The organism is Acidobacteriota bacterium, assembly GCA_028875575.1.
Taxonomy (GTDB): Bacteria; Acidobacteriota; Terriglobia; order Versatilivoradales; family Versatilivoraceae; genus Versatilivorator.
In genome coordinates, this window is record JAPPDF010000044.1 from 1 (window position 1) to 15,962 (window position 15,962).

The 15,962-nt window shown below is 62.5% G+C and carries 16 protein-coding genes and 1 pseudogene; 5 read left to right on the forward strand and 12 right to left on the reverse strand.

What is annotated here, in order from left to right; genetic code table 11:
• Nucleotides 1-84: 84 nt before the first annotated feature.
• Nucleotides 85-537: a tRNA (cytidine(34)-2'-O)-methyltransferase gene (locus OXI69_06860; protein ID MDE2665853.1), complete on the forward strand. Its 453-nt coding sequence runs from the start codon at nucleotides 85-87 to the stop codon at nucleotides 535-537.
• Nucleotides 538-568: 31 nt separating this feature from the next.
• On the opposite strand, the gene OXI69_06865 is transcribed toward OXI69_06860, so the two are convergent.
• The 5 genes from OXI69_06865 to OXI69_06885 all read right to left on the reverse strand — a co-directional run bounded on the left by OXI69_06865 (nucleotide 569) and on the right by OXI69_06885 (nucleotide 6,168).
• The gene (locus OXI69_06865; GenBank protein MDE2665854.1) at nucleotides 569-1,330 is read right to left on the reverse strand and encodes a hypothetical protein; all 762 of its coding nucleotides are present in this window, start codon (nucleotides 1,328-1,330) and stop codon (nucleotides 569-571) included.
• Between the two features lie 88 nt (nucleotides 1,331-1,418).
• Nucleotides 1,419-2,447, reverse strand: a complete 1,029-nt coding sequence (locus OXI69_06870; GenBank protein MDE2665855.1) for a histone deacetylase — start codon at nucleotides 2,445-2,447, stop codon at nucleotides 1,419-1,421.
• Between the two features lie 87 nt (nucleotides 2,448-2,534).
• Complete coding sequence (gene mnmA / locus OXI69_06875) at nucleotides 2,535-3,710, reverse strand: tRNA 2-thiouridine(34) synthase MnmA (protein ID MDE2665856.1); 1,176 nt, start codon at nucleotides 3,708-3,710, stop codon at nucleotides 2,535-2,537.
• Between the two features lie 114 nt (nucleotides 3,711-3,824).
• Complete coding sequence (locus OXI69_06880) at nucleotides 3,825-5,003, reverse strand: cysteine desulfurase family protein (protein ID MDE2665857.1); 1,179 nt, start codon at nucleotides 5,001-5,003, stop codon at nucleotides 3,825-3,827.
• Nucleotides 5,004-5,100: 97 nt separating this feature from the next.
• On the reverse strand, nucleotides 5,101-6,168 hold the full coding sequence (locus OXI69_06885) for an Ldh family oxidoreductase (GenBank protein ID MDE2665858.1): 1,068 nt from the start codon (nucleotides 6,166-6,168) through the stop codon (nucleotides 5,101-5,103).
• A gap of 282 nt (nucleotides 6,169-6,450) precedes the next feature.
• Between OXI69_06885 and OXI69_06890 the strand changes: the two genes are divergently transcribed.
• On the forward strand, nucleotides 6,451-7,263 hold the full coding sequence (locus tag OXI69_06890) for a prohibitin family protein (GenBank protein MDE2665859.1): 813 nt from the start codon (nucleotides 6,451-6,453) through the stop codon (nucleotides 7,261-7,263).
• 68 nt (nucleotides 7,264-7,331) lie between these two features.
• On the opposite strand, the gene OXI69_06895 is transcribed toward OXI69_06890, so the two are convergent.
• A complete protein-coding gene (locus tag OXI69_06895) occupies nucleotides 7,332-9,518 on the reverse strand; it encodes a bifunctional alpha,alpha-trehalose-phosphate synthase (UDP-forming)/trehalose-phosphatase (GenBank protein MDE2665860.1) in 2,187 nt (728 codons plus the stop codon).
• A gap of 171 nt (nucleotides 9,519-9,689) precedes the next feature.
• Nucleotides 9,690-10,562, reverse strand: a complete 873-nt coding sequence (locus tag OXI69_06900) for an NAD(P)-dependent oxidoreductase (GenBank protein ID MDE2665861.1) — start codon at nucleotides 10,560-10,562, stop codon at nucleotides 9,690-9,692.
• 253 nt (nucleotides 10,563-10,815) lie between these two features.
• On the opposite strand from OXI69_06900, the gene OXI69_06905 reads away from it, so the two are divergent.
• Entirely contained in the window at nucleotides 10,816-11,721 is a 906-nt protein-coding gene (locus OXI69_06905; GenBank protein MDE2665862.1) for an aminotransferase class IV, read from the forward strand.
• A 55-nt stretch (nucleotides 11,722-11,776) separates the two neighbouring features.
• Here OXI69_06905 and OXI69_06910 read toward each other — a convergent pair whose 3' ends face one another.
• Nucleotides 11,777-13,039, reverse strand: a complete 1,263-nt coding sequence (locus OXI69_06910) for a PQQ-binding-like beta-propeller repeat protein (protein MDE2665863.1) — start codon at nucleotides 13,037-13,039, stop codon at nucleotides 11,777-11,779.
• Nucleotides 13,040-13,269: 230 nt separating this feature from the next.
• On the opposite strand from OXI69_06910, the gene OXI69_06915 reads away from it, so the two are divergent.
• Nucleotides 13,270-13,740, forward strand: coding sequence for an Hsp20/alpha crystallin family protein (locus tag OXI69_06915; GenBank protein MDE2665864.1), 471 nt, complete (start codon nucleotides 13,270-13,272; stop codon nucleotides 13,738-13,740).
• A 133-nt stretch (nucleotides 13,741-13,873) separates the two neighbouring features.
• On the opposite strand, the gene OXI69_06920 is transcribed toward OXI69_06915, so the two are convergent.
• The 4 genes and pseudogenes from OXI69_06920 to OXI69_06935 all read right to left on the reverse strand — a co-directional run bounded on the left by OXI69_06920 (nucleotide 13,874) and on the right by OXI69_06935 (nucleotide 15,375).
• Nucleotides 13,874-14,149, reverse strand: coding sequence for an integrase core domain-containing protein (locus tag OXI69_06920; GenBank protein MDE2665865.1), 276 nt, complete (start codon nucleotides 14,147-14,149; stop codon nucleotides 13,874-13,876).
• On the reverse strand, nucleotides 14,146-14,763 hold the full coding sequence (locus tag OXI69_06925) for an IS3 family transposase (protein MDE2665866.1): 618 nt from the start codon (nucleotides 14,761-14,763) through the stop codon (nucleotides 14,146-14,148). The genes OXI69_06920 and OXI69_06925 overlap by 4 nt, the downstream gene beginning before the upstream one ends.
• Nucleotides 14,760-15,041: a hypothetical protein gene (locus tag OXI69_06930; protein ID MDE2665867.1), complete on the reverse strand. Its 282-nt coding sequence runs from the start codon at nucleotides 15,039-15,041 to the stop codon at nucleotides 14,760-14,762. The genes OXI69_06925 and OXI69_06930 overlap by 4 nt, the downstream gene beginning before the upstream one ends.
• 118 nt (nucleotides 15,042-15,159) lie before the next feature.
• Nucleotides 15,160-15,375: pseudogene (locus tag OXI69_06935) on the reverse strand (ATP-binding protein).
• Nucleotides 15,376-15,492: 117 nt separating this feature from the next.
• Between OXI69_06935 and OXI69_06940 the strand changes: the two are divergent.
• Nucleotides 15,493-15,962 (forward strand): NAD-dependent epimerase/dehydratase family protein (locus tag OXI69_06940; GenBank protein MDE2665868.1); only part of this gene is annotated, 470 nt, incomplete at its 3' end.

Genomic DNA, 15,962 nt, shown 5'->3' on the forward strand with positions numbered 1-15,962 from the left:
TACGCTCTTCGGTCGCGAGCACGCGCTGAAGGGAAAATTCCTGCGCCATGATCACGCCCCCTGGTGAGAAATGCGGGCGAGCAGATGCATGTAGTCCTGGTGGAGCCCGAAATTCCTCAGAACACGGGAAACATCGGCCGGCTCTGCGTCCTCACCCAGTGTCAGCTCCACCTGGTAGGTCCCCTGGGATTCTCGCTCTCGGACCATCACTTGAAGCGGGCCGGATTGGACTACTGGCCGTCCCTCGATGTAACGCGCCACGACTCCCTGGCGGAGTTGCAGGAACAGGCTCCCGGCGCCCGCTTTTACTATCTCTCCAGCAAGGCCACCCGACTCTACACCGAGGCCAGCTACCGGTGGGAGGACTACCTGGTGTTCGGATGTGAAACCCGGGGATTGCCGCGGGAGCTGATCGAGAAACAGCCGCACCGATCCCTCAAGATTCCGATGTGGGGCGACAAGGCTCGGAGTCTCAATTTGAGCAACGCCGTTGCCGTCGTCGTCTACGAAGCATTGCGACAGATCAGGAAATTCTGAAGGGTAGCACCAGGGTGGGTGGGATGGTGCCTTAGTATTCCTTGACGCTGACCACGATTCCCTCGTGGAACTCCACGAAGATCACCTTGTAGGGCCTCTCTCCGTAAATCCACTCCTCCACCACCGTCTCTCCCTTGGTTTCCCACACCCTCCGCAGCGGCTGGCCCATTGAGGCCAGCACCGTGTCCTTGTCCATGCCCACAGCCGCCCGCTTGTTGCGGATGGCTTCCTTGAACTCTTCGGGCTGGGCTTCCATGAAGCTCTTGGTCGAGCTCTTCTTGCTGAAATCCAGCACCGTGGCCAGGATGGACTTGACTTCATCGGGCGTCAGGTCGGGAACGAACTCATCGAACTTGATGGTGACGTAGGACCCCTTGGGGTTGGAGGCATCCGAGGGTCTGGCCAACGGTGTCACCGAGGTTGCCGTACCCGCGTAGATCCGTTCCAGTATGCGCCTCTTCAGCTTCCTGCCACCGCCGTTGAGCTCGAAGCGCAACTTTTTCTTGTCGAAGCTGATCTTGGTGATCTGGACCCTGATGCCGGAAGTGATGAACTGGCCGCTTCGAAGCAGGGACAATTCGTGTTTTTCCCAGTCGAACTCGCCGGTGTCGTCTACGATGAGACCCCTTTTGTTGATAGGTAGAGAGACCTTCAGGGTGGCGTACTCACTGGCGAGCGCCCGAACCAGCTCGCGGCGAGCCGGGGTGTTGAGTTGGGAGGACTCGTCCTCTGCGATGGCGAGATGGGGGAGAAGGGCAAGGATGACAAGAGCGATGCCGAAATGCCTCATCATGGGGACCCCCTGGCTAGCTGGTTCCAACTGATTGAATTATAGAGGAGGTGATCCGAGCGGCGCAAGCGGCATCGTTGCCCGCTCATGGTCAGAACTTCCAGTGGTCCCCGAAATGCGTCCGGGCCCTGGTCAGGACGGCCTCAAACAGGTCGGAGCGGCCCGAGGACGGATTGGGTCCCGGGTGCCCTCGGAGCTGGTCCAGCACCCGTAGCACACTATCCCGCAATCCCGCGAGGTGGTAGCCGCCCTCCAGTACCAGGACCATCCTTCCCTGACAGACCGTGTCGGCCAGGACCTTGAGGTAGCGGGCCATGGAGGCAAATCCGTTCGGAGTGACACGCATGCCGGCCAGGGGGTCTTCCACGTAGGCGTCGAAGCCGGCCGACACCAGCATCAATTGAGGCCGGTAGGCCTTGGCGACCGGAAGGATGATCTTGTCGAACAGCAGGCCGTAGGTGACGTCTCCGGTTCCGGCGGGAAGCGGAAAGTTGAGGGTGAAGCCCTTACCGGAACCGCTGCCGGTCTCCGGGAAGGCTCCGGTTCCTGGGAATAGGGGAAACTGATGGGTAGAGATGAACAGCACGTCCTGGCGATTGTAAAAGGTCTTTTGAGTGCCGTTGCCGTGATGGACATCGAAATCGACAACCAGGATCCGTTCCAGCCCGAATCGTTTCAGAGCGAAAGCGGCGCCCAGGGCCACGTTTCCGAAGAGGCAGAAACCCATGGCCCGTTCGGGTTCGGCGTGGTGACCGGGCGGCCGCACAAACGCAAAGCCGTTGTCGATCTCGCCCGACATCAGGGACTCGATCATCTGGAGGATTCCGCCCACCGCATGGATGGCCACCTCGTAGCTGGCTTCGCAGACGGCCGTGTCGGGATCGAGATAGGCGAAGGGTCTGCCGGAGCTGCGCTGAATGGTGCGTATGTGGGCGGCGGGGTGGACCAGGCGGAGCTCCGCCTCGGTGGCCGGTCTCAGGCCCAGGCGCTTGAGGTCCTTGAGGTGGGGATAGGTGTCCAGCCCCCGCCGGATGGAGAGCAGGCGCTCCTTGCTCTCCGGATGGGCCAGCCCGGTATCGTGCTTCAGGAAGAGTTCGTCCCAGAGAAATCCTGTCTTCATCGAGTCAGGTCACAGTTATACCGGCGGGTGAAGGCAACCCCGGTCGCGGAGGGGCGGAGGGTTTCGGTTGGTCCGGCGAAATGCGGGCTACAGCCCTTCCCGAATCCAGCCGCCGCCCACCACCAGCTCGTCCTGGTAGAAGACCACGGCCTGCCCCGGGGTCACGGCCCGCTGAGGTTGGTCGAAGCGGACCTCCACCGATCCGTCCTCCCGAGCCGACAGGGTTGCCTCGGCTGCCTGGTGCCGGCTGCGAATCTGGGCCTGAACCCGCAGCGCCCCGGTGCACTTCTCGATGGTGATCCAGTTGACGCCGGAGGCGATCAGGCCGGACCGGAGCAGATCGCGGTCCGGGCCCACCACCACCCGATTGTGGCGGGGGTCGGTCTCGATGACGTAGAGCCGCTCCCCGGTTGCCACTCCCAGGCCTTTCCGCTGGCCGATGGTGAAATGGTGGATTCCGGGGTGCTCGCCCATGAACTCTCCCTGCCGGTTCACGATTGGACCGGGCCCCGTACTGTCCGAGGAGGCGGAGTCGGTCCCCGGGTCCTGCTTCGAGCCGTTCGATCCGGCAGTCGACGTCCGCATCTTTTCCAGATACCGCTCCACGAACCGTCCGGTGTCCTTGGTGGGAATGAAGCAGATCTCCTGGCTTTCCGGCTTGTCGGCGATGGGCAGGCCATGGGTTTCGGCAATGCCGCGCACCTCGGCCTTGGTCAACCCGCCCAGGGGGAAGAGCATGCGGCTCAACTGGGCCTGGGTCAGGTCGAACAGGAAAAAGGACTGGTCCTTGCTTCGGTCGACGGCGCGGAGAAGCTCGTAGCGACCGGTCCGGGGGTTGTGGCGGATGCGGGCGTAATGGCCGGTGGCGATCCGGTCGGCGCCGATCTGGGTGGCCCGCGCCAGCAGCCGGTCGAACTTCATGAGCGTGTTGCAACGGGTGCAAGGTATGGGAGTCTCCCCGCTGAGGTAGCTCTCCACGAAGGGACGCACCACCTCCTGCTCGAAAGCCCGCTCGAAGTTGACCACGTAAAAGGGAATGTCGAGGAAGCGGGCCACACGCCGGGCGTCATGGATGTCGTCGAGCGAGCAGCAGGTTCCCGAGTTCTTTCGCTCCCAGGCCTCGTCGTCACCGGTTTCGCGCCGGGTATAGTCCCATAGCTGCATGGAGAGACCCACCACGTCCCGGCCCTGATCCTTGAGCAGGGCGGCGGCGGTGGAGCTGTCCACCCCGCCGCTCATGGCAATGACAATTTTCTCTGACATACTGACTACCACTTACCAGGGGCCGGTGTCGGTTCGACCTCCGTTCGCGCGACACGTGATGATGGGGAAGCGGTTCTACCGGACCGGCACGACTCCGGCCCGTTCGGGGCCGGGTCAGGAGATCATGGAATAGGCATGTTTTTCAGGAGAAGACATCTCCCGTTGCCGGGCGACCAGATCGGGCAGCAGGTCCAGCACCCGGCCCAGGTCCTCCCGGCTGGTGTCCTTGGACAAGCTGAAGCGGAGGCACTCGAAGGCCTCGGCCGGTGAAAGGCCCATGGCCGTCAATACATGGGAAGGCTCGATGGCCCCGGAGGAACAGGCGGACCCCGTGGAACAGGCCACTCCCGCCAGATCCAGATTGATGATCAAACCCTCGGCCTCGGCGCCGGCAAAGCGCAGGTTGGAAGTGTTGCACAGCCTGGAATCGGCGCGGCCGTTGACCGAGACCTTGGGGATTCGGCGCTGCACCTCCTGCTCGAACCAATCCCTTAACTGGCCGATCCGATCGCCTTCCCGCTCCATGGACTTCCGGGCCAATTCGGCAGCACGACCCAGACCGACGATCTGCGGCACGTTCTCGGTTCCCGCCCGGCGGTTTCTTTCGTGACCCCCGCCATAAAAAAGGGGCCGCAGACGTGTTCCCTTTCTCACGAAGAGAGCTCCCACCCCCTTGGGACCATGGAACTTGTGGGCGCTGATGGTGAGCAGGTCGACGCCGAGCTCGGCCGTGTCCAGTGGAATCTTGCCGGCTGCCTGAACGGCATCCGAGTGGAAGACCACACCCCGCTCCCTGGCAATCTCGCCGATCCGGTGGACCGGCTGCAAGGCGCCTGTCTCGTTGTTGGCAACCATGATGGAGATCAGCCGGGTGTCCGCACGCACGGCTCGGGCGACCTGCTCGGCATCCACCACGCCTTCCCGTCCCACGGGCAGGTAGGTGACCTTGACTCCCCGCTTCTCGAGATTCTGGCAGGTGTGGATCACGGCATGGTGCTCGATTTGCGAGGTCACCAGGTGCCTGGAGGTTCCCGGGGCCGCTTCCATCACTCCCCGGATGGCCAGGTTGTCGCTTTCGGTACCGCCGGCGGTGAACACGATTTCGTTGGGTTCCGAGTTCAGCAGGTCAGCCACCTGTTCCCGCGCCAGGTCCAGGGCCTCCTTGGCCTCCTGCCCATACCCATGAACGCTGGAGGGGTTGCCGAAGAGTTCCCCGTAGCAGGGCAGCATGGCTTCCAGCACCTCCGGGGCCACCCGGGTGGTCGCGTTGTTGTCAAGGTAGATACGCCGCATGGCTGTGACTCGACCGGGGCCCGGTTTCGGGGACTATCGCCTCTCCGGTCATTGTTTCTCGACTCAATCTAGTATACCGGAAAGCGACGTTACCGGTTCAACTGGATGGTCCTGGCCAGTCTTCGGGAGAGAGCCCCAGCCACCGGGCCTCTTCGCAGATTTGAGCCCAGGTGTTGTCGTCCACGGTGATGCCCTCCGCCTGTTTGCGCCGGGCGCTGCGAAACTCGGGTTCGCCGGGGGCCAGGATTTCACTGAAGCCCTCGGCCAGGCGGCTGGACTTGACGTGTGCGATCAGGGAGTCGACTTCGTCGTAATAGTGGTCCAGGTCGCAAAAGTCCTCAATGCGGTAGGCGGTTATCAGGACGCCGTTGCTGGACATGGTGCGTTCCCCGGCCGCGCATCCCTCCCCGCTGAGGGCCCCGCCCAGGATTTCCACCATGATGCTGAGGCCGTAGCCCTTGTGGCCGACCGGCCCTCCGAGAGGCAGAATCGCTCCCGGCGGATCGCCCTTGAACTTGTGGGGGTCGGTCGTGGGCCGCCCCTCCGAGTCGATGATCCATCCCTCGGGCAGTTGCTTGCCCTGATTCATGGCGACCCGTATCTTGCCCTCGGCCGCCATGGAGGTGGTCATGTCGATGAGGATCGGATCGGCCTGGCGGCGCGGCGCGGCGAAGGCCAGAGGGTTGGTGCTGAGCCGCCCGTCAATGCCGCCGAAGGGAGCGATTTGATAGCCCAAGCGGCCCGCGTTGGTGAAAATGAAACCAATCAGGCCCTCTCTGGCGATCTGCAGCGGGTAGGCCCCTATCCGCCCGATGTGGCTGGTGTTGCGCAGGCCGACCGCCGCCATGCCCTGCCTTCGAGCCTTGTCGATGGCCAGGCGGGTGGCGAAGTTGGCTCCGATCTGCCCCAGGGCTCCGTTGGCGTCCACAACGGCCGTGCATGGGTGATCGGTAACGACTTCAGGAGTGGCTTGGGGCTTGAAACGACCCTCTCGCAGGGCGCAAAGGTATTCCGCGTATCGCATCACTCCATGGGAGGGGTGGCCAAATAGATTCGACTCCACGATGTGGTCCACCACGGCGCGACTGTCTTCTTCTCGGCAGCCGGCCGTCTGAAAGAGCTGGTTTCCAATATCGCGAAGCACTTGTGGGCTGAATGTTGGCATGGATCGGGTCTCCGAGCGTCAGGAAAAAGAGTAAGAAAGCTGTGCGATTCCGGGAAGACTGGGGTCGAGCCAGGCTCCCGGTGCATGGCCTGGCCGGGCAGTGGACAGGGACGCTGGTCCGGCCCTAACCACCCGGCCGCCTGATTATAGGCGATCCGGCCTTTCCTGAAAAACATGTGCTTCTACCCCGGCTCAAGTAGAATGGGTTTGTGAAACAGCAGGAGCAATTTCCGAAACGGATAGGAGATCACAATGGCAAGATATGCACGGGAGGAATTTCGAATGCCAGCTAATTTTGGAAGGATCGTCTCAATGGGAGTGGTGGTGATAGTCGCCTTGATCGTAGTCTCGGGAGCTTTCGGAACCGTAGGCGCCGGGCAGCGGGGGGTTCTGCTGCGATTCGAGGCTCCGACCGGGAAGATCCTGGATGAGGGGCTCTACTTCAAAGTCCCCTTCATCGAGGACGTGGCGCTGATGTCCACGCAGATTCACAAGTACACCGCGCCCGCTACCTCCTCCAGCAAGGATCTGCAGGTGGTGACCACCGAAGTCACCTTGAACTACCAGCTGATGCCCGCCGAGGTCGCGGAGGTCTATCGCACCCTGCGGCGGAACTACGAAAGCCTGGTGATTCAGCCCTTTATCCAGGAAGCCGTGAAATCGACCACGGCCAACTACAATGCCGAAGAACTCATCACCCAGCGCCCGGCGGTGAAGACCGCCTTGCAGGAATTGCTGGCCGATCGATTGAAGCCGCGCGGTCTGGACGTTGTTCAGGTGTCGATCACCGATTTCCAGTTTTCGAACGCCTTCCAGCAGGCCATCGAGGCCAAGGTGACGGCCGTCCAACAGGCTCTGGAAGCCGAGAACGCGCTTCGGCGGGTCGAGTTCGAGGCCAAGCAGCAGATCGAGCAGGCTCGGGCCGAAGCCAAGGGACTGGAACTCCAAAGAGCTCAGGTGACCACCGAGTTGATACAGTTGCGGCAAATCGAGGTTCAGAGATCTGCCGTGGAAAAGTGGAACGGGGTGATGCCGACGGTGGTCACCAGCGGCGGTCCGGTTCCCATGCTGGACGTGTTCACATCGGGTCGGTAGGCTGCAGGCGCCTTGGCAACTGATTGGTAGCCTCAGCCCCGGGATCCTGGGAGCGATTGTCGGCAGGGTTAAGCTTCGAGCAGCCGAGAGAGGAAATCCCGGACCGCGGCCGGATCGGGCAGTCGGTGGCCGGCCCGGCTCTCGCCGGAACCGACGTGGATGGTAAAGCTCCCGGGCGGCAGAGCCGCGAACAGTTCTTCGTCGGACCGGTCGTCTCCCACCGCCACGATGGCCCGGTCTCCTTCTCCCGCCTTTGTCAGCGCGGGGACCACCATGCCCTTGTGAATGCCCCGGGCCCGCACCTCCACAACTTTGTGACCCATCACCATCTCGGCGGACAGACCCGGTAAGACCCTACCCATCCGATGTTGGAGATCCCGGGCATGGGCTTTGCCCAGCTCGGGATCGGCCATCCGGTAATGCCAGGCCAGTCCCGCGCTCTTCCGCTCGATCAGAGAGCCCGGAGTCCAGGAGGCGAACTGCTCCAGAATGGGAAGAATGACCTCTTTCCACTTGGAGTCGTCCGGGCTGTTGCGCTGCCAGGGGCCTCCCGGTTTCGGGCGGGACCAGAAGCCGTGCTCCGCGTGCAGTCCGATGGGCATTCCACCCAGCCAGCTTTCCAGGACGGGGGCCGGACGGCCGCTGACAATGTGAACGTCGGTGCCCGGCCGCGCCGCCAGGGCCCGGAGCAGCTTCTTTACCTCGGGGTCGGGAACTGCCAATTGGGGTGAGCTGGCCAGGGGCACCAGCGTGCCGTCGTAGTCCAGCAACAGCAGCAAGCGGTCGGAACCACCCAGCTTCTCCAGCATTGCCTCCATCCTGGCGTGGGCGGATTGGGCTTCCAGGGGTTGGGTGGTGACTCCGGGAGTGGTTTCAAGAGCCTTGATGAAACTGTTCGCCCAGTGGTAGCAGTCGTAGGTCAGAACGCGGCTGCGCAATACCCGCATGCGAGCCCGCCGTTCTTCCTCCGGAAGCGAAAGGCTGTTGCTGATGGTGCTGGCTACTCCATCGATGTCGTAGGGGTTGACGGATACGGCTTCCCGCAGCTCTTCGGCAGCCCCGGCAAATTCGCTCAGCATCAGGATCCCGTCTTCATCGGTGCGGGAGGCCACGAACTCCTTGGCCACCAGGTTCATTCCGTCCCGCAAGGGAGTGACCAGCATCAGGTCGGCCGAGCGGTAGAGTGCGACCAGCTCGGATTGGGGTATGGAGCGGTAGAGGTAGTGTATGGGCACCGAGTTTACGGTCGCATGGGCGCCATTGATGCGGCCCACCAGCTCGTCCAGGCTCTGGCGGTATTGCTCGTAGGAGTCGACCCTGGTGCGAGAGGGCACCACGATCTGAATCATGCGCACCTTGTCCCTCAACCCGGATTCCCTCTCCAGCAATCGATCCATGGCCAGCATGCGCCGCGGCAGTCCCTTGGTGTAGTCGAGACGGTCCACCCCCAGGATCAGCTTGCGCCCTCCGCACTCCTGTCGCACGGCTTCCACCTTGGCCAGCACCGATTCCTGGTCGGCCAGCCGGCCGAACTCGGCGGCATCGACGCCAATGGGGAAGACTCCCATGAGGATCTTCCGTTCCTCGAAGGTCAGCATTTCGCCCTGGGATTCCACTCCCAGAACCAGCGAAATGGCCCGCGCAAAATGCCGCAGGTAGGAGAAGGTGTGGAATCCGATCAAATCGGCTCCCAGGATGCCCTCCAGCATCTGGCTGCGCCACGGGAGGATCCGGAAGACTTCGGAGGAAGGGAAGGGGATGTGCAGGAAGAATCCGATTCTGGCTTGGGGAAGCATGCGCCGCAGCATGGCCGGCACCAGGGTGAGCTGGTAGTCGTGCACCCAAACCAGGTCGCCGGTTCGGTATTCCCGGGCGACAACTTCGGCGAAGTGCCGGTTGACTTCCCGGTAGGTCTCCCAGTGCCGCCAGGCGTCCCGTTGAATCAGGTCTGTCTGGTAGTGGAACAGAGGCCAGAGCACGCCATTGGAGAAGGCCTCGTAGTAACGGTTGATCTCGCTCTGGGTGAGATAGACCGGCACCGCACGGAGGTCCGCCAGCTCCTTTTCCAGATGGGACCGCTGGCCCTCCTGGCTCGAGACCTCGCCGGGCCAACCCACCCAGAGGGACTCGCCCGATTGGTGAGGGCCGCGAAGACCGGTGGCCAGACCTCCGATGGATTCGCTTACCCGGATCTTGCCCTGCTCCGACTTCACCGTGATAGGCAGTCGGTTGGAGACGATCAGGAGTCGGCTCATGGTTGAATGATCGAATCGGGGATGGCGGTGGAGTGAGAGAGAGGGGCCGCCGATGGTACGGTCAGTCGCCTCATTGTATTGGAACCTGCGGCCGTCTTCAAGGCGGCTGAATCGGGGAACTCCGGATGAGGCCTGGCGTCTTGCCGGGCAAGCTCGTGGCGCTCCCCGGGTTCACTCGGACGAGGACGGCCGGTTGACCAATCCCTCCTCGGTCAATCCGTATTCTCTCCAACTGCGGCTGGGAGTGAAGCCCAACAGCCGGCGACTCTTTTCCATGGAGATGAAGGGGGATTCCGGTTCCAGATTGCGGTAGCGCAATTCCGCCTTGGGATGATACTTCCGGATGACCTCCGGTGTGGGCAGGACGTGGCCGGAATCGGGGCCCGAGGCCAGGAACACGTCGTGCAGGACCCTCTCGGAAGCCAGTGCCGCCTCCAGCAACTCCACCAGGTCCCGGGATTCGATGTACTCGTGCAATCCCTGGATTCCCGAGTCGTCGTCGTAGGGGAATTGGTCTCCGTAGTGGCGAAGGAATGCCGTGAAGTGGGTCAGGCGAAAGCAGAGGGTGCGCAGGCCGAACTTGTCGGTGAAGGCCCGGCAGAGGGACTCGGTCAGGAGCTTGCCGACCCCGTAGGTGTCGTGGGAGGCCGCCGGGTGGTCCTCGTCGATGGGCAGGTATTGCGCCTCGGCGTTGCGGCCGAAGCCGTAGGCCATCAGGCTGGAGGCGTGCAAAAAGTGGCGTACCCCATGCTCGACCGCCAACTCCAGCGCATGGTAGGTTCCCTGCACATTGATATTGAACACCTGGTGCAAGGGGGGAATGTCGTAGGGGATGGCGGCCAGGTGGATGACGGCCTCGGCCCCCTGCATGGCATCGGAAAGATCCTTGCGGTCCAGGATGCTGCCGGCCACGTAGCGGACATTGTCCAGCCGGGTCGGGGGCGGCGCCCAGTCGAAGGCCGTGACCTGGTGGCGAGCGGCCAGGCCGTCCGGCAGGAGATTGCGGCCCACTCGACCGCTGGAGCCGGTCAACAGAATGCGCACGGTTCTGGATTCCTGAAGGCGGCCCCACTTTTTGTGGACGTGAGCACCGGACATGGTGCAACTGCCGGAGGACTGTCGTACTATTGCTAGTGGCTCGGGGCTGCCACCGGCGGAATTTTAGGAGACCGGAGGACCCGAGTCAACCGCGGACAGGGTTTCATACCGGTCGTTGGATGCCGCCGGCGGGCTACCGGACCGCCGGCCTTCTTCGAGGAGTGCTCCGGATGGATTCAGATAATCATGGGAGGGTGAGATGAAGCAGAGGCAAGTCTACGTCAACGGGGAAATGGTTCCGGAAGAGGAAGCCAGGATTTCGATTTTCGACAGCGCGGTCCTGATTGGGGATTCCGTGATCGAGACGGCCCGAACCTTCCATCACAAGCTGTTTCGCTGGCCGGAACACCGTGACCGCCTGCTGCGCTCCATCAAGGCGGCCAGGATGACCCTCGGCATGACGACGGAGGAACTGGATCGGGTGACCCGGAAGTTCCTGGAGGACAACCTGCCGACCCTGGAAGACGGTGACGAAGGCGGCGTGGGGCACCTGGTCAGCCGCGGTCGAATGGGGCTGGTGCTGCCCCCCACCGAGACGACCTTCGTGATGTATTTCTATCCTCTGTCTACGGGCCTCAAGGCAAAGGCGGCCTACTACGACAAGGGACTGCACGTAGTGACGCCACCGACCCGCCACATGCATCCGCTGACCATCGATCCCAAGATCAAGTATCGCAGCCGCCTGCACTTTTCACTGGCCGACGCCGAGGCCCGGCTGGTCGATCCCGATGCCCTCCCCCTGATGCTGGACCACCAGGGAAACCTGGCCGAGGGTACGGGCTGGAATTTCTTCGTGGTGAATCGAGGAGAGGTGTATACCCCCAGCGAGCGGAACATCCTGCAGGGGGTGAGCCGGCTGACCACCATCGAGCTGGCCCGGGGGCTGGACATGACCGTCAGGGAGACCGATATCCAGCCCTACCACGCAACCACCGCCGACGAGGCCTTCATGACTTCCACCTCGCTGTGCATGATGCCGGTCACCCGTTTCAATGGCCAGTCGATCGGAGACGGCAGGCCGGGTCCCTGTACCCTCCGGCTGATAGAGCGCTGGAAGGAGTACGTGGACTTCGACTTTGTCGCCCACGCCAAGCGATGGGAGTAACGGCTGTTTCCCTCGGCCGGGCAGGCCAGGTCCCTTGGGAGAATAGCTGCTGAGTTCAGCGGCGGCGCTTCCCGATGCAGAAGAGGCGCTCGGCCGTCCTGATGAAGATCTGGCCGTCGGAAATGGCCGGAGAACTGAGGCAGTAGTCGTCCAGCGGGTTTTCGGCCAGGATCTTGAATTCGGGCCCCGCCTCGACCACGCTCGTCACCCCGTCCTCGTTGCTCACGTAGATCTTGCCGTCGGCCAACACCGGCGAGGAGCTGTAGGTTCCCGGTCTGAGCCGCTGCCCTCCCCAGATCTGCTTTCCGCTCCTGGCATCCAGGCACCACATGATCCCCTTGTCGCCGACGGAGTAGAAGTAGGTGCCGTCGGAGACCGGAGTGGGAACGTCGGGGCCGTTCTGGAACGACCAGACGCGATGGCTCTGGCTGACGTCTCCGCGGCCGCCCGGTCGAAGGGCCATCAAGGGCTTCACCCGGGTGGGCACATAGACCAGGCCGGCGGCCACCACCGGCGAGGCAACCACCCGAAAGTAACGGTTGTTGGTGGGATTGAACCCGTTCACCCGCCATAGCTCCCGTCCCGTTTTCAGGTCATGGCCGGTGGCGCTGTCTCCCCCGGTGATCACCAGTTCCAGGCCCTTGGGGGCGGGGGCCAGGGTCGGAGTGGTGTAGGAATCGGGCGATTCATGGATGGCGTCGGTGGGCCGTTCCACCTTCCATAAGGTCTTGCCGTTGTCGCCGTCGACTCGCAGGACGTAGGAGGGATCGTCGGTCTTCATTCCGTGGAGGACCTGGATGAAGAGGTCGCCCTTGTGCAGCAGCGGAGAGGAGGCGTAGCCGTGGTTCAGTCCGAACGCTCCGTAGTCCTGCTGGATGTCGCGGGCCCATAGTAGCTCTCCGTCCAGGGAAAATCCCTTGAGGATGCCGGTTCCGGTCATGACAAAGATCGAATGTCCGTCGGTGACCGGGGAAGGGGAGGACATGTTCTGCTTGCGCATTTTGACGTTTCCCTGACCCAGGCTCCTCTTCCACTTCAGCTCACCCTTTTCGCGGTCGACGCACCACAGGTAGAGGTCGGTGCCGTCAGCCACATTGAGAAAAACGGAATCGCCCCAGACTATGGGGGTGGAACCGCTGAATTCGGGCAATACCAGCTCCCAGGTGATGTTGGTCTGCCTGTCCCAGGAGACGGGCAAGGCTTTCTCGGGGCTGATGCCGTCCAGCGTGGGGCCCCTCCATTGCGGCCAGTTTCCGGCCTGCGACTGCTGTAGAAGAATCAAGGCGACAACCAGCGCTGGAAGCGTTCTCCACACCATTGCACTCCTCCGTGTTCTGCCGGGAATTTCCCGAACACCCTAATGGATTACTTCTGGAGCCTTGCGGCTCATCCGGGGCCATCGACCCGGGTGAGGTGGCCGGATTCCTTGCATAAATGCATCCGGCTCTTTGACAGGCCAAGGCCGCGATCTTACATATTCAGTGAAACGTAGTTGTGAGGTCACAATCAGGACCGGAGTAACAAAACCCAAAATCAGGAGGTTTCCAAATGTTAGCACTTTCAAGAAGGCTGTTTAACGACTTTCCCTCATTCGATCGGCAGGTGGATCGATTCTTCAACGATGCCTGGAACCGGGACATCCGGCTCCTGCCGAGCTTCAGAGCCTTTCGTCCGGAGCTCGACGCCTTCGAGAGGGACGGAAGCCACGTCTACCGGCTGGCTCTGCCGGGCGTGGATCCCGCGGATGTCGATCTCTCGGTGGTTGACGGAAGGCTGACGGTGCAGGTGGAGCGGAAGGAGCCGGGCGACGTCAAGCAGGACGACTGGCGCGTGCGGGGCTTCTCTTACGGCAGCTATGAGCAGACGCTGCTCTTGCCCAAGGGAACCGACCTGGAAAGGATCGAAGCGTCCTTCCACAACGGGGTCCTGGAAGTCACGGTGCCCCTGGTTCCGGCCGCCCTGCCCAAGAAGATCGAGGTGAAGGCGCTCGGCGGCAGAAAGCTGAAAGCCACCGCCTGAATCCGCCGGTTGGCACGAAGGTGCCGTACCTGAAAGGGGTCTGGATTTTCCAGACCCCTTTTTTTGAAGGGAAGAACCGGGCAACGCTTAGTGTACCGCCCCCGATTTATTGGACAGATAAAACGCACCAAACTCAAGCAGCCGGTTGCAAGGCAAGGCGTTGTCTTGCCTGAACCGGAGGCTCGAATCCCAGACGCTCAATCAACCAGTGCTGGTTGTAGAGAGCGCGAGACTCTTCCAAAGCCCGAACCAGTTCCGGTATGGACTGGAAGTGCCGGGCCCACAGCAGTTGCTCCTTGAGCGTCCTGAAGAAACGTTCAATACAGCCGTTGCCTTCCGGCTCGCGAACGAATGCCGGCGAAGACTCGATCCCCAGGAAGGCCGGTTCGTTCTGGAAGTCGTCGCTCATGAACTGCGAGGCATGATGGTGGCGGAGTTGGAGCCGCGGGCGGCGCCGGCCTGAAACCCTCCGAAGTGTTCATGGACGCCCTGGCGAAGGGGTTTCAAGGGCTCGAAGCGGGTGGTGCGCTTGACGGCATGAATGCCCACGCACTCGGCCGTGCAATGATCCACCGCGGCGAAGACCGTCACCTGGCCGTCCTCGAGGATGATTGTTGCCGTGGCGTCGATGCCCCACTTCCGGTTGGGACGATCGGTGGTGATGGTTCCGCTATGGGGATTGTCCACCGCAGGCTCAGCTTGCCGCTGGGGCGCCAGCAACTGGGCCTGCCGCAGCAGGCGCAGCACCCGGGCCTTGGAGGTCCGCACTCCCGCGACCCGCAGGCGTGCCCACACCTTGCGGTGACCTTCCCCACGAAACGTTGAAGCGGCGATCTGCTCCCGGATCCGCTCACTAAGCGCCTCATCGCTCCAGGCCGTTCGCGGCCCCCGCTTGCGGAACTCGATGGGGTAAGCCCGTCGATGACGCCGGGAATAATAGGTCGAGCATGGCAGGTCCCTCACTGCCGCCACGCGGGCCAGACCATAGGGCTTTCCGGTGGAGGGCGAGGGGGTCCGGCTCATGGCTTCGACCTCCACCGTAGAAAAGGCTTTTCTTCCTCCATCTGCCGAGTCCGTTGCCGCAGCAGTTCGTTGTCCACCACCAGGTTGGCCACGGCCGACTTCAGCGTCTTGCGCTCCTCGTCCACCACGTCGGTGGCTCGGATCTTCAACCCCGACACGCCTCCCTCAAGTAACGCTTCCCGCCAGCGCGTCAGTGTGGCGGCCCTTCCCCCGACCACCGGCCGCTGGGGCCGCTCCGGTCGCCCTCCGGGCTCCCTTCGCGCCCCCGGCACCTCCATTCCTTCCTCTGGACATAGCGTGACCCTCCTTCCCTGTCGCTTCGTATACAAGTTCTCGATTCACTGTCCAAAGAATTCCTGGGGCGCGGGAATTTCACCATAAATTCATGCACGCTGCTTAACTCTTCACACCTAAATCATCCAAGTTTAGTAAGTCTAAAAAACATATTCCTGTCGAGGCGTTCCCGTAGCGCCGGTTGATGAGCTGGAAGAACAGGACCGCGCCGCTCTGGGTCACCGGCAGGTAGCCGATCTCGTCCACGACCAGCAGCGGCGGGTAGAGCAGCGTCTTGAGGCGGTGGTCGAGCCGGCCCGCGGCTTTGGCCTGCTCTGTCGTTGGACGAGACTGGTCCGCGTTATCCGAGATCATGAACTCCACCGATGACTTGATCGCCGCTAAATACGAGCACGGCTGATCGTTCACACTCACATGACGACAGAATCCAGGACTGTGGCTGATCGATCGGCGGAGCCCGTTCTGGTCACCGGCTCGGCCGGGCATGTGGGAGCGAATCTCGTGCGTCGGCTTCTTGACGACGGCGCGCGGATCCGCGTGATGCTGAGATACGAGGACAACAACGAAGCCCTGGACGGCCTTGAGGTTGAACGTGCGTTCGGTGACATTCGCGATCTTGATGCCACGCGGAACGCGCTCGATGGCTGTCAGGGCGTCTATCACTGCGCGGCGAAGGTCTCGACCATCGAGGGCAACCGCGCCCATCGCCGGGAAGTGTACGAGTGCAACGTCCTCGGCACCCGCAACGTGCTGCAGGCGGCGCGGGACGTGGAAGCCGGACGGGTGGTCGTGACGGGATCCTTCAGCGCGGTGGGTTACGACCTGGATGATCCGTCCGCTCCGAGCGATGAGACGATGCAGTTCTATCCCATGGAGCGGACGATGCCCTACGAGCGCAGCAAGGC